The following is a 14,217-nucleotide window of genomic DNA, read 5'->3' as shown; positions in this document are numbered from 1 at the left end:
CAACGACTACAGCAACGCTGTCAGTTCTGGGTAACCGTAATGAATATTGAGACATTGCATCGCTTGACTCGATGCACCTTTAAGTAGATTGTCGATAGCCGAAATCACAATGATGTGTTCGCCTTGTACCTTCCAGCCGATATCACAGAAAGGGGTATTTTCGACATCCTGAATACGTGGAATACCGTCGCCTTTAAGACGCACCGCAGGCTTGCCTTGATAAGCTTGTTCAAACGCCTGTGCCACTTGTGCTTCTGTCACACCTTGCGCAAGCTTCATGGTGATAGTGGCAAGAATGCCGCGTTTAAAGTTGCCTAGGTGCGGAGTAAAAATCACATCGCAACCTAAGTGCTGAGCAATTTCTGGTTGGTGACGATGAGTAAATACACCATAAGGTTGCAAGCTCACTTCACAGAAACTGTTCACCATAGAAGCTTTACGCCCAGCTCCGGACACACCGCTGATCGCGTTAATGACAGGCCATTGATTGGTATCCACTAATGCATTTTCGAGTAGAGGTTTGATGGCTAACTGCGAAGCAGTCGGGTAGCAACCTGCTACAGCAACTAAGGGAGCAGTTTTAATTGATTCCTGATTCCACTCTGCTAAGCCGTATGCAGCTTTATCTAGCCAGTTATTATGTTGATGCTCGAAGCCATAAAAGGTGGTGTAAAAACCTTCACTTTGGACGCGGAATGCCCCCGATAAATCGAATACCTGACAGCCGGCCTCCAAGAAAGTTGGGGCTAGATCGTGGCTCACCTCATGAGCCGTTGCTAAAAACACCACATCCGATTCTTGAGCGATTTGCAGTGGATCCGTTAGTGGCGAAACCGGCATAGCAATGATGCCTGCTAACTTACCGTGCAGCTGCGCAATATTCTTTCCTGCATCAACACTGTTGGCGGAAACGTATAAACCTGATAGCGTGAGTTGTGGGTGTTTATTAACCATTAACGCTAACTCTGCGCCGGTGTAACCGCTGGCTCCAATAATCGTGGTTTTTAGCATTGTGTGACATCCATATACTTAAAGGCTTAAATGACTATTCATATTTAACTTTTGCTTTATTTTGATTTTTTATTCATTAAATATGATTTAATATGTGTTTTACATTTTTGTGGTCTGTCTGTCAACAGGAGATTTGAAGAATCCATGCAATTACCAACTTTTCTAGAGGTCTATGAAGGACTCATCAGCACCTCTTCTATCAGCTCCACGGATCCGAGCTGGGATCAGGGCAATGCAAAAGTCATCGAAAAACTCGCATCTTGGTTTAAAGATCTGGGTTTTAGCGTTGAAGTGATCGAAGTCGAGCCAGGCAAGCACAATATGATCGCACGTATGGGAGAGGGTGAAGGCGGCCTTTTACTTGCTGGCCATAGTGATACCGTGCCATTCGATCAAGGGCGATGGAACTTTGATCCACATAAGCTGACTGAAAAAGACAACCGCTTTTACGGTTTAGGCACGGCAGACATGAAAGGCTTTTTTGCCTTTATTTACGAAGCCGTCAAAAAAGTCGACTGGAGCAAGCAGAGCAAGCCGCTATACGTATTAGCCACTTGTGACGAAGAAACCACAATGTTGGGTGCACGACATTTCACCGTAAACGCCCCTTTTAAGCCGGATTACTGCATTATTGGTGAGCCTACCAGCCTCGTTCCTATTCGCGGCCACAAAGGTCATGTGGCGAATGCAATTCGGGTCACGGGTAAGTCAGGCCATTCATCCGATCCTGCCTTAGGCGTTAACGCGATTGAGATCATGCATGAAGTGATGTTTGCCATGATGCAACTGCGCGATAAATTGGTGAAAGAATACCACCATCCGGGTTTTGCCATTCCAAGCCCTACCCTAAACCTTGGACACATTCACGGCGGTGACAGCGCTAACCGTATTTGTGGTTGCTGTGAGCTGCACTATGATGTTCGCCCACTACCAGGGATCAGCCTGGATGGCCTAGAAAATATGCTGCGCGGAGCATTAAAAGAAGTCGAAGCAAAGTGGCCTGGACGCTTGGAGATAATTCCGTTACATGAACCAATTCCGGGTTACGAATGCCAACATGACCACCCATTTATCGGTGGTGTTGAAGAGATCTGCCAAACCAGTTCAGAAACCGTGAACTACTGTACTGAGGCGCCCTTCTTACAACAGCTCTGTCCAACCTTAGTTCTTGGCCCGGGTTCAATTGACCAAGCGCACCAACCGGATGAGTTTCTCTCATTTGATTTTATCGATCCCACAATTGATGTGCTTTCAAAGGCAATGGTCAAGTATTGCTGTTAATACGCGAATAAACTCAAAAGTCAGTGCAGCTCGATTGAGCTGCATCTTTTTATCTTCACAATTTAGCACTAGTCTTAACACTTCTTTAACTTGTTATTTTGTAATTAATTTTCACTTCTTATTCTACAGCTGCCGTAAATTTGCTCTAAATCAGGAGACAGCGGAATAATTGCAAACTTAGTCTGCTTTATTTGACTATAACTGGTGCTTTTCGCTAGATTGGAGTCTTAACAAGGACAATGGATGTAGTTTTTTTACGAGGCAGGACGACAATGAACGAGAAATACGCCGCACTCAAAAGTAATGTGCGCATGTTAGGCCACTTATTGGGTAACACCATTCGCGATGCCCATGGCGAAGAAATCTTCGAGAAAGTGGAAACCATTCGTAAATTATCCAAATCAGCTCAAGCAGGAAATCAAGCAGACAGGGACAGCTTGATCGAAGAAATCAAACATTTACCTGATGAGCAGCTAACGCCCGTTACCCGTGCGTTTAACCAATTTCTAAATCTCACCAATATTGCTGAGCAATACCACACGATTTCACGCCATTGTGAAGAGCACATTTGTGAACCAGACGCGATTAACTCGCTGTTTTCTAAACTGGTACAAAACGATGTGAGCAAACTGGACACTGCGCAAGCGGTTCGTGATCTGAATATTGAATTGGTATTGACGGCTCACCCAACGGAAATCACGCGTCGCACGATGATCAACAAGTTGGTCAAGATCAACGAGTGCTTATCAAAGTTGGAACTGAGTGATCTTTCTTCTAAAGAGCGCAAGAAAACCGAGCGTCGTTTAGAGCAACTGATCGCGCAAAGCTGGCATTCAGACGTAATTCGACAACAGCGCCCTACTCCGCTGGATGAAGCAAAATGGGGTTTTGCAGTCGTTGAAAACTCACTATGGGAAGCGGTGCCAGACTTCTTACGTGAAATGAATGATCGTCTGCAGTCTTACTTGGGTGAAGGTTTACCAATTGATGCGCGCCCTGTGCACTTCTCTTCTTGGATGGGGGGCGACCGCGACGGTAACCCGTTCGTCACTCATAGCGTGACACGTGAAGTATTGCTTCTGTCTCGTTGGAAAGCCGCAGATCTTTATCTCAATGACATCAACGAGTTGATCAGTGAACTGTCTATGACGGTTTCAAACGACCAAGTTCGTGAGCTTGCTGGCGAAGATCAGCACGAACCATATCGTGCGATCCTGAAACAACTTCGCTCACTATTGAACGAAACCAAAGATATTCTCGATGCTAAGATCCATGGTCAAAAACTGGCCGTTAAAGCTCCGTTGCAAAAAGTCGAGCAACTTTGGGAACCTCTGTATGCCTGTTACCAGTCGCTAAATGAATGTGGCATGGGTGTGATCGCAAATGGCTCTCTACTAGATACATTGCGCCGCGTAAAAGCATTTGGTATTCATCTTGTTCGACTTGATATCCGCCAAGAGAGCACGCGTCATTCAGACGTATTGTCTGAATTAACCCGCTACTTAGGCATTGGTGATTACGAACAATGGAGCGAGCAAGATAAGATTGCTTTCCTAACCAACGAACTCGCATCTAAGCGTCCTCTTCTGCCTCGTGATTGGGAACCATCAGAACCTGTCAAAGAGGTTTTGGACACCTGTAAGATTATTGCAGCACAACCGCGTGAAGCATTCGGTGCCTACGTAATTTCTATGGCACGCACTGCATCGGATGTGTTAGCAGTCCACCTACTTCTGCAAGAAGCTGGCTGCCCATATCGTATGGATGTTTGCCCGTTATTCGAGACTCTAGACGACTTGAACAATGCAGAATCGGTCATCAAACAGCTGATGGGTATCGACCTATACCGTGGCTTTATCCAAAACCACCAAATGGTCATGATTGGTTACTCTGACTCAGCGAAAGATGCGGGTGTCATGTCTGCAGGCTGGGCTCAGTACCATGCGATGGAATCGTTAGTAAAAGTGGCGGAAGAAGAAGGTGTTGAACTGACTCTATTCCACGGTCGTGGCGGTACAGTAGGCCGCGGCGGCGCGCCAGCACACGCAGCACTTCTGTCTCAACCACCAAAAAGCTTGAAAGGTGGTTTGCGCGTAACAGAACAGGGCGAGATGATCCGCTTTAAACTGGGCCTTCCAGATGTCGCCGTAAACAGTTTTAACCTTTACGCGAGCGCGATTCTAGAAGCCAACCTATTGCCACCACCAGAGCCAAAACAAGAATGGCGCGACTTAATGGAAGTGCTATCAGAAGTTAGCTGCGAGTCTTATCGCAACGTAGTTCGCGGCGAGCCTGATTTTGTGCCTTACTTCCGTCAAGCGACACCAGAACTCGAGCTCGGTAAGTTGCCACTTGGCTCTCGTCCTGCAAAACGTAATCCGAAGGGCGGAGTGGAAAGCTTACGTGCAATCCCATGGATCTTCTCGTGGAGCCAAAATCGTTTGGTACTTCCAGCATGGTTAGGTGCGGGTGAAGCGATTCAATACTCCATCGATAAAGGTCACCAAGCGCTGCTCGAAGAGATGTGTCGTGAATGGCCGTTCTTCTCGACTCGCCTTGGCATGTTAGAAATGGTGTACTCGAAGTGTAATATCGATATTTCTCGCTATTACGATGAGCGATTGGTGGATGAATCACTCCGTCCACTCGGTGAAAAGCTTCGCGCTCAGCTTCAAGAAGATATCAAAGCAGTACTGAATGTAGAGAACAACGAAAACTTGATGCAGCATGACCCTTGGGGACTCGAATCGATTCGCTTGCGCAACATCTACGTTGAGCCATTGAACATGCTACAAGCCGAGTTGCTATACCGTACACGCCAAACCGAAGAAGCATCTGCAAACCTAGAAGAAGCGCTAATGGTGACAATTGCTGGTATTGCAGCTGGCATGCGCAACACAGGCTAATCGCTTCATTTGTAATAAAAAAGCTGAGCAAGTGCTCAGCTTTTTTTGGCGCTGGATAATTGCACAACCAAAAGGCAGTTTAATAAACTATAAAAAACCCAAAAATTACCACACAAAAAGAATAAAAAACCACAAGTTAACACTATTGATTATTATGTTAGTTTTTTAGGGTAATTTTGTCCTACTATTCCACTTCATGCTTATTATTTATATACTACTTGCCTGCTGAGAGCTCATAAATCCAATCATACCTGCTCCAGCCATGATGGGACTCCCCATCTCTCTAGGTGATAAACGGCTTTAAGGTGACAGGACCAACATTGTTGGTGCTACTTATACATTAAAAAACTCAAGTGCCAGAAAGAGCACAGCTGAAAGTATAAGTAGCTTGTTTACAAGTTTATTGACCATTTGGATTGAAGACATGTCATTACCACACGTAATCTTAACTGTTCTTAGCACTCGCGACGCAACCGGTTACGATATCACTAAAGAATTCTCTGCTAGCATCGGTTACTTCTGGAAAGCAAGCCACCAACAAGTGTACCGTGAACTCAATAAAATGGCCGAGAAAGAGCTGGTTACTTGCGTATTAGAACCCCAAGAAGGCAAACCAGACCGTAAGGTTTACTCCATCACAGATGCTGGTCGCAGCGCTTTAGGAGAATGGTTTGATCAACCAACTGCACACCCGACTGTTCGTGATGAATTTTCAGCGAAATTGATGGCATGTGCCGTTCAACCATCAACACCTTTCCGTGATCAACTCGCCGAACTGGTTGAAGAGTCTCGCAAACTGGTTTCTCACTACAAAGAAATTGAAGCGGCTTACTACGCAACGCCGTCAACTTTAGACAAACAAGCTCGCCTAGAGCGTTTAACGCTTCGTCGTAACCTACTGTTACGTGAAACGTGGATCACTTGGGCTGAAGAAGTCCTAACAGAACTTGAAGTGATTGGTTAATTTCCTTTTACTTTGATACAACGAAAAAGGCTTGCCACTCGGCAAGCCTTTTGTCTTTTTGAAACCCGGTCGATTTATGCACCTACTGCAACGCGAGGACGAACGCCTAGCGTATGACATAAAGCGTAAGTCATCTCTGCACGGTTTAGGGTGTAGAAGTGGAAATCCTTAACGCCTTCACGACTAAGTACGCGCACCATATCAATAGCTTGGCTAGCTCCTACAAGCTGACGAGTCACCGGATCATCATCCAAGCCTTCGAACTGTTTACTCATCCAGCCTGGTACTTTCACATTGTTCTGCGCAGCAAAGCGAGACGCTTGCTTAAAGTTCGATACAGGCAAAATTCCTGGCACAATTTCTACGTCAATTCCTGCCGCTACACAACGGTCACGGAATCGCAGATAAGACTCAACATCAAAAAAGAACTGAGTAATTGCACGGTTTGCACCTGCATCTACCTTACGTTTTAGGTTCAATAAGTCAGACTGCGCACTTTTAGCTTCAGGGTGAACCTCAGGAAATGCGGCTACTGAGATATCAAAATCGTGACGTGATTTCAGCAGCTCAACCAGATCCGAGGCATACATGTCAGGCGCACCGCCACCAGGAGGAATATCACCACGCAGAGCAACGATATTTTCAATGCCATTATTCCAGTAATCATCGGCAATATTAATCAACTCTTCGCGAGTCGCATCAATACAAGTGAGGTGAGGAGCAGCAACCAATCCGGTTGTTGCTTTGATTTCTTTAATGATGGAGTGCGTTCTGTCACGCTCGCCAGAGTTAGCGCCGTAAGTCACAGAAACAAATTTAGGTTGGAGCGTTTTAAGACGGTGCACTGAATTCCAGAGTGTCTCTTCCATCTTAGCGCTGCTTGGTGGAAAAAACTCAAATGATACATTGATGTTGTCTGACAACTCAGCAATATTCTGGTTCAAGGCGTCAATATGGCCTGCGTGCGTGTATCCCATCTTACTCTCCCTGTGGCACTCCGCCACGAAAACAAATTCCTTAAATCGACGTTTAGACGTCTATATGTCTACAGAATGTATTGAATACGATTTAATGTCAACCTTGTAATTATGAATTTTTCTCAAGTTAATAATGAGGATAGTTCAAGTTATTACTTGAACGTTATTTCACCACTTATCACAAGCCGATACTTCAGTATGGCACTGAAGGCAAAATAAAAAACCCTGGTCGGGTTCCAGGGTTTTAGGTATCTCGCAACTTTAGAATAAACCGGCTAATCGGTTGAGGTCGGATTGAATCGCGCCGGCTGTCACTTCTCTTCCTGCGCCAGGCCCTCGAATAACGAGTGGGTTATCTTTGTACCACTTACTTTCAATGGCAAAAATGTTGTCGCACGGCAGTAGGTTGGCGAGCGCATGTTCACGAGATAACGCTTCTACTCCCACCGTCGCTTTACCATTTTTTTCTAAACGAGCAACGTAGCGAAGCACTTGGTCGTTTCTCTGTGCTTTTGTCAGGCGCTCTTGCAGTATTTCACTCAACAGCCCTCCGTTATCGAAGAAGTCATCGATGCTAAGTTTTCTTAATTCTTCTGGTACCAGAGATTCAACCTTAACGCTGCCCGGCTCAATATCGAGACCAGACTCTCGAGCTAAGATAACCAGCTTACGCATCACATCTGAACCATCTAAATCAGAACGAGGATCAGGCTCTGTTAAACCTTGCTGCCAAGCGAGGTCGACTAAATCATTAAATGGTACTGAGCCGTCAAATTGTTGGAATAACCATGATAACGTCCCTGAGAAAATACCCGATAGAGCAACGATCTCATCCCCACTTTCACGTAGATCTCGCACGGTATGGTTTATTGGTAACCCTGCACCAACCGTCGCGTTGTACAGCCAATAACGACCAATTTTAGCGAATGCATCTTGAACCTGATGGTAATACTGGCTATCTGCCGAACCCGCCACTTTGTTAGCGGAAATCAAATGAATGCCCTGCTGCGCAATTTCTACATAGCGCTGAGCTAAGTCTTTACTCGCTGTCACATCAAGCACTACGGCTTCATCGTAATTTTTTAGCGCTCCTAATTGAGTCAACCAAGACCCATCGTTTGCTAGGCTTTCATCATCAAATCGTTCAGCAACACTTGCTGCATCAATACCTTGCTCATCGAACCAGTAGGTTTGACTATCCACGACCGCGACAAGGTCGAAGCTCATGCCATGACGTTTTTCGAGCTCACCTTTTTGAGTTGCAAATAAATTTAACCAACTAGAACCAATGTTGCCCTTGCCACATAAAGCCACCGCCACGCGCTTTTGCGCTTGGAACAACTGGCTATGAATCGTTTGAACCAACACTTCGGTATCAGTACGACGCAAAACGGCGACTAAACTCAGCCCCGACTCAGTTTCAGAAATAAATTCAACCGGAGAGTGTTTTAACTTCTGATAAAAACCAAAACAATGGTTGGCGTTTTTCGTAACGCCAGCGCCTACCGCCGCTAAGAGAGAGTAGCCTTCTTTGAGCTTAATCTCCGCTTCAACCGCAAGCTCTTGTAAGTGTTTCAGTGCGCCACCGGCAATTTCTGCGGTATACGCCAAGCGCAACGTGTGTTGATCGGGCTGTGCCTCAAATGCCAATGGCTCCAATTGCGCTCGCTGCAACGCTTGTAATACATCATTCTGTGTTTTTTCGAAGTCGTGCCCATGCATGAAAGACAGCTGCACCAATAAAACATCATCCAGCGAGGTAATAATTTTAGCGCCACGGCCAGACGCTAAGACACGCTCAATACGAGTAGAGCCCGATTCCGGCAGATAGCTACACTTGAGGTTGAGATCCATAGTACTTTGCGCCACAGGCTGAAGTGTACGACTGTGTAGGACTGGGGCGGCTAAACGGGCGAGTTCGCTGGCTTCATCCAATCGAAGTAACGGTAACAGACACGCGTCTGCCACCAAACGCGGATCGGCACTATAGACACCGGCAACGTCACTCCAAATGGTGACTGTGCTCACTTCAGCCAGAGCACCAATGACAGTTGCAGAATAGTCAGAGCCATTACGACCAAGTAAAATGGTTTCGCCCGCCTCGTTCTGAGCCATAAAGCCAGTAATTACCACACGTTTATGATTGTGTTGCGCGAGAACTTCTTTTATCAAAGGATATGAACGAGCGCGATCAACTTCAGGTTGAGTCCCGGCTTCCGCACGTAAAAACGCTCGTGCATCTTGTGCAACAGCGGGGATAGAACGTTGAGATAATAACGCGGCCAATAGGCGAGCAGACCAAACTTCTCCGTGTCCTAGTACCGCGGCTTTTTGCGCGCCAGTGAGTGGTGCTGTCAGCTCAGATAAGGTACTGAACTCATCATGCAGTAACGCTAATAGTTCTTCTTGTACTTCATTTTCCAACAAGTTTTCTATTAGCTCCGTTTGGAACTGCCTTAGGCTTTGAAGTGCTTCATGCGCGATTCGGCCATCTTTGTCTAGCCCTTCCAGGAACTCAATCAAGCGGTTAGTGGTTTTTCCTGCCGCCGAGACGACCACAAGATCATTTTCCGTCGAATACTCCTTAAGAATATCCACAACGCGTAAATAGCATTCTGGGTTTGCTAAGCTACTGCCACCAAACTTATGCAGCTGACGTTGTAAAGTCATTATTATCGTCTCCTATTGTTGGGCAGCTTTAGCGAATGCTTGCTCTAAATCTGTGATGAGATCTTGTGCATCTTCCAAGCCGACAGACAAACGCAATAGTTGATGCGACACCCCCGCTTCTGCAAGTGCTTCCTCTCCCATAGCGCGATGCGTCATGGATGCCGGATGACAAATCAAGCTTTCAACTCCACCTAATGACTCAGCCAATGAAAACAGTTGGAGCTCTTTAACGAACACTTTTAACTGCTCAAACGAACCGGCAAACTCAAAGCTCAACATAGAGCCAAAACCAGTTTGCTGCTTTTTAGCAATGTCATGACCTGGGTGCTCCGGCAGGCTTGGATGATAAATGGTTTTAACTAACGCTTGCTTCTGGAGATAAGCCAGTACCTGCTGTGAACTCTCTTCATGCACTCGCATGCGAGCACCAAGTGTACGAATGCCTCGCAACGTCATATAACTATCGAAAGGTGTGCCAGTCGCACCAATGCAATTTCCCCACCATGCAAGCTCTTCTGCATGCGCTTCTGTTTTGGTGATGATCACGCCACCAATCACGTCTGAATGACCGTTGATGTACTTCGTTGTGGAGTGGATAACAAAATCCGCACCTAGCTCTAAAGGTTTTTGGTACACGGGTGTCAAAAAGGTATTGTCCACCGCAACTAACGCGCCGACTTGTTTCGCTTTTTCACAGGTAGCTGCAATATCCACTACGCGAACCAGAGGGTTTGACGGAGTTTCTAGCAAAATGAGTTTTGGTTTTTGTGCTAATGCTGCATCCAAAGCTTGCTCGTCTGATTGATCGACAAACTGAACCTTAAAATCGCCTTTGTTGGCTCGGGTATTAAAAAGACGATAGGTGCCGCCATAACAATCGTGAGGAGCAATAATGAGATCATCAGGGCCAAGAAAAGCGGACACCCATAAATTTAATGCCGACGTACCGCAGTTCGTGACAACCGCTCCTTTTCCAGACTCGAGTTCAGATAACGCACTTTCCAACAGTCCGCGGTTTGGATTTCCAGATCGCGTGTAATCATACTTAGGTACTTCACCAAAAGCAGGAAAACCATAGTTAGTGGAAAGATAAATAGGTGGAACGACAGCGTGATATTGGCTGTCTGATTCAATACCAGTGCGTACTGCAATGGTCGCAGGTTTGCGAGAGCTCATGGGTGTATCCTTTCACGGGTAATGACTTCTAAATAGGAATGCGCTATATCTAATGAGTAAAATAAAGTGATCAACACGCTTCCTTTGCTGTTCTGTTCACTTTACTCGTCAAAAAATGAGACGTCAACACTTCTAGACGTCTATATGTCTTTGCTTATGGCGGTAAATGCAGCTAAAATCAGCACCTAAATTATTTTTAACCGATTACATAAATGAAGGTGTGCAATGGCTGACTGGAATGGCGAATACATTAGCCCATATGCAGAGCACGGCAAAAAAAGCGAACAAGTAAAAAAAATTACCGTCTCTATCCCGCTAAAAGTTTTAAAAGTGCTAACTGATGAGCGTACTCGCCGTCAGATCAATAACTTACGCCATGCAACCAATAGTGAATTACTATGCGAAGCATTTTTGCACGCGTACACAGGTCAGCCACTTCCAACAGATGAAGACCTTCGTAAAGACCGTCCAGATGATATTCCAACAGAAGTAAAAGCACTGATGACGGAAATGGGCATCGAATTTGAGTCGTTTGACGAAGAGTAAAAAAGCGAGGCTGGAGGCTTCAGATAGCAATTCTTATCTCGAGCCAAAAGAATGATATAAAAAATGGGACGCGATTGCGTCCCATTTTTTGTACATCACATCTAATAGATATATTACTCTGCCATGTAGTTTTCAGGCATCTCGATACGAGCAACACCTGAATCAACTGCCGCCTGAGCCACAGCTTTTGCAACACGTGGTAGTAAACGTGAGTCCATTGGTTTTGGAATGATGTAGTCTGCACCAAACTCAAGCTTATCGACGCCTGCGGCCTTCAATACAGTTTCAGGTACAGGCTCTTTTGCTAGCTCACGAATCGCCTCAACGGCTGCAAGTTTCATTTCATCATTGATTTCACTTGCGCGCACATCAAGAGCACCACGGAAGATGAATGGGAAACACAATACGTTATTTACTTGGTTCGGGTAATCACTACGGCCAGTACCCATGATCAAATCATCACGAACAGCGTGGGCAAGTTCAGGCTTAATTTCAGGATCTGGATTCGAACATGCAAATACGATTGGCTTATCTGCCATCAGCTTCAACGCTTCCGCTGGCAATAGGTTTGGACCAGATACACCTAGGAACAGATCCGCGCCTTCAATCACGTCTTCTAATGTGCGTTTGTCCGTGTTGTTTGCGAATAGCTGCTTGTATTCATTAAGATCATCACGACGAGTGTGGATTACACCTTTACGATCCAGCATGTAAATTTTTTCGCGCATTGCACCACATTTAATCAGCAGCTCCATACACGCAACGGCTGCAGCGCCGGCGCCAAGACAAACGATCGTTGAGTCTTCAAGCTTCTTACCTTGAAGTTCGATCGCGTTCAGCATGCCTGCCGCTGTTACAATCGCAGTACCGTGCTGATCATCGTGGAATACTGGTACATCACAACGCTCAATTAGACGCTTTTCAATCTCAAAACAATCTGGTGCTTTAATATCTTCAAGGTTGATACCACCAAAAGTGTCTGCAATGCTTGCAACAGTATCAACAAATTCATCGATCGTGCGGTGCTTAACTTCAATATCAATCGAGTCAAGGCCAGCAAAACGTTTAAACAGTAACGCTTTACCTTCCATCACTGGCTTAGATGCAAGTGGACCTAGGTTACCTAAACCCAGGATAGCGGTACCGTTAGAAATAACAGCAACCATGTTGCCTTTCGCTGTGTACTTGTACACGTTATCAGGGTTTTGTGCGATTTCACGCACTGGTTCTGCAACACCTGGGCTGTAAGCAAGGGCAAGATCACCCGCCGTTTCCGCAGGTTTTGTCAATTCGACAGCAATCTTCCCTGGAGTTGGATAAGCATGGTAATCCAATGCTTTTTGGCGATGTTCTTCTTCTGGAGTGGCTGCTTGGCGATTGTCTTCAGACATGGACGTTTCTCTTTTTTATTTTTAGGTAAGGGGGGATAAATTCTATCGGATAGAAATCAAACTTCATAGGCAAGATTGCGAGCAATATCCTTAAAAAGCCGATAATAAAAGAGATTAGACCAGATAGCGGGGATAAGCACCTGATTTTCGAGTCAGGTGCTCTTTTCTTCTTACAATTGAAGTGCGCAAAATCCTGGACGCTATTACTCTTCGTCTACGTATTGCGCTTGGAGGTAGTTCTCAATGCCAGACATTTCAATCAAGCCAAGTTGCGTCTCTAGCCAATCAACATGCTCTTCTTCATCTTCAAGAATATCTTGAAACAGATCGCGAGACACATAGTCTCGAATGTCTTCAGCATAAGCAATCGCATCTTTTAAATCTGGAATGGCGGCCATTTCAAGCTTTAAGTCACACTCGAGCATTTCTTTAGTGTCTTCACCTATCATCAACTTGCCTAAATCTTGTAGATTAGGTAAGCCCTCAAGAAACAAAATACGCTCAATCAGATGATCGGCATGTTTCATCTCATCGATAGATTCGTGATATTCCTTATCTGCTAGGTGCTTTAACCCCCAGTCCTTATACATTCGAGCATGAAGAAAATACTGATTAATAGCGATGAGCTCATTTCCGAGCACTTTATTGAGATGTTGGATGATGATTGGATCGCCTTTCATGACAAAAACCTCCTCTTTGGCTTCATTTAAATGTAGAAGCAAATGAGAAGGTGTCAAAACGCTAGGCAAATAATTACTTAATTACTGCATGCTCACAGTAATTAGCTAGCTTGTTTGAATACCGTGTAACTGGTTTCCGCTAAAATATCCTTGGCCTGTCTGATGCACTTACCACATTGGCTACCCAATGCTGTGCATTTTTTGATTCCTTTAATATCCGTTACGCCTTCATCTATCGCCAACTTCCTAATTTTCTTGTCGGAGACCCCATGGCAAAGACAAACGTACATACTCAAAAACCTATTAAATTAACCTGTGGCAACCAATATAAACAAGAATAGTTCTTGTTACCAGTCGCATTGATAGGCCTATTCAGAATATTTTGTTATATAGATTTGGGGACAGTAGTCAAAGATCAGAGAGTTAGGTGCTACGACCAAAGGTGTTGAAAAATAGAGCCGGTAATATTCTGTTTTTAAATTAAAAAATTAACGCATTTCCTACGAACACTTATAACCAAATATAATTTAGATATAAAAAAGGGAAGCCTAAGCTTCCCTTTCTCGATGCGCTTTCTTCATAAAGAAGAAGAGTGCAAGATTTCGTTTAATTCGT

The 14,217-nt window shown here is 45.1% G+C and carries 11 protein-coding genes; 4 read left to right on the top strand and 7 right to left on the bottom strand.

From position 1 onward, the window contains the following. Nucleotides 1-6: 6 nt before the first annotated feature. The gene (gene argC / locus EX191_RS20135) at nucleotides 7-1,011 is read right to left on the bottom strand and encodes an N-acetyl-gamma-glutamyl-phosphate reductase (RefSeq protein WP_193448358.1); all 1,005 of its coding nucleotides are present in this window, start codon (nucleotides 1,009-1,011) and stop codon (nucleotides 7-9) included. Between the two features lie 144 nt (nucleotides 1,012-1,155). Between argC and argE the strand changes: the two genes are divergently transcribed. From argE to EX191_RS20120, 3 genes are all read left to right on the top strand, one after another. Further along, on the top strand, nucleotides 1,156-2,292 hold the full coding sequence (gene argE / locus EX191_RS20130; RefSeq protein ID WP_193448357.1) for an acetylornithine deacetylase: 1,137 nt from the start codon (nucleotides 1,156-1,158) through the stop codon (nucleotides 2,290-2,292). Nucleotides 2,293-2,564: 272 nt separating this feature from the next. Beyond that, nucleotides 2,565-5,198 (top strand): phosphoenolpyruvate carboxylase, encoded by a 2,634-nt coding sequence (gene ppc, locus EX191_RS20125; protein WP_193448356.1) that lies wholly within the window; start codon nucleotides 2,565-2,567, stop codon nucleotides 5,196-5,198. Between the two features lie 424 nt (nucleotides 5,199-5,622). After that, complete coding sequence (locus EX191_RS20120) at nucleotides 5,623-6,162, top strand: PadR family transcriptional regulator (protein ID WP_005395734.1); 540 nt, start codon at nucleotides 5,623-5,625, stop codon at nucleotides 6,160-6,162. Nucleotides 6,163-6,236: 74 nt separating this feature from the next. Here EX191_RS20120 and metF read toward each other — a convergent pair whose 3' ends face one another. The 3 genes from metF to EX191_RS20105 all read right to left on the bottom strand — a co-directional run bounded on the left by metF (nucleotide 6,237) and on the right by EX191_RS20105 (nucleotide 10,985). Beyond that, entirely contained in the window at nucleotides 6,237-7,139 is a 903-nt protein-coding gene (metF, locus tag EX191_RS20115) for a methylenetetrahydrofolate reductase (protein WP_012841345.1), read from the bottom strand. Nucleotides 7,140-7,400: 261 nt separating this feature from the next. Further along, complete coding sequence (locus EX191_RS20110; RefSeq protein ID WP_164667092.1) at nucleotides 7,401-9,809, bottom strand: bifunctional aspartate kinase/homoserine dehydrogenase II; 2,409 nt, start codon at nucleotides 9,807-9,809, stop codon at nucleotides 7,401-7,403. Nucleotides 9,810-9,821: 12 nt separating this feature from the next. Further along, nucleotides 9,822-10,985, bottom strand: a complete 1,164-nt coding sequence (locus tag EX191_RS20105; RefSeq protein ID WP_114324092.1) for an O-succinylhomoserine (thiol)-lyase — start codon at nucleotides 10,983-10,985, stop codon at nucleotides 9,822-9,824. Between the two features lie 225 nt (nucleotides 10,986-11,210). Between EX191_RS20105 and metJ the strand changes: the two genes are divergently transcribed. Further along, nucleotides 11,211-11,531 carry a met regulon transcriptional regulator MetJ gene (gene metJ, locus EX191_RS20100; RefSeq protein ID WP_005381353.1) on the top strand — a complete coding sequence of 107 codons (321 nt, stop codon included), beginning with the start codon at nucleotides 11,211-11,213 and terminating at the stop codon, nucleotides 11,529-11,531. Nucleotides 11,532-11,644: 113 nt separating this feature from the next. Here metJ and EX191_RS20095 read toward each other — a convergent pair whose 3' ends face one another. From EX191_RS20095 to EX191_RS20085, 3 genes are all read right to left on the bottom strand, one after another. Beyond that, on the bottom strand, nucleotides 11,645-12,922 hold the full coding sequence (locus EX191_RS20095) for a malic enzyme-like NAD(P)-binding protein (RefSeq protein ID WP_006742766.1): 1,278 nt from the start codon (nucleotides 12,920-12,922) through the stop codon (nucleotides 11,645-11,647). A gap of 203 nt (nucleotides 12,923-13,125) precedes the next feature. Then, nucleotides 13,126-13,602 (bottom strand): bacterioferritin, encoded by a 477-nt coding sequence (gene bfr, locus EX191_RS20090; RefSeq protein WP_005395745.1) that lies wholly within the window; start codon nucleotides 13,600-13,602, stop codon nucleotides 13,126-13,128. Between the two features lie 101 nt (nucleotides 13,603-13,703). After that, nucleotides 13,704-13,892 (bottom strand): (2Fe-2S)-binding protein, encoded by a 189-nt coding sequence (locus tag EX191_RS20085; protein WP_031780493.1) that lies wholly within the window; start codon nucleotides 13,890-13,892, stop codon nucleotides 13,704-13,706. Nucleotides 13,893-14,217: the final 325 nt, after the last annotated feature.

It is taken from the genome of Vibrio chemaguriensis (assembly GCF_012275705.1).
Lineage (GTDB): Bacteria > Pseudomonadota > Gammaproteobacteria > Enterobacterales > Vibrionaceae > Vibrio > Vibrio diabolicus.
This window is presented reverse-complemented; position numbering and strand designations above follow the sequence as displayed.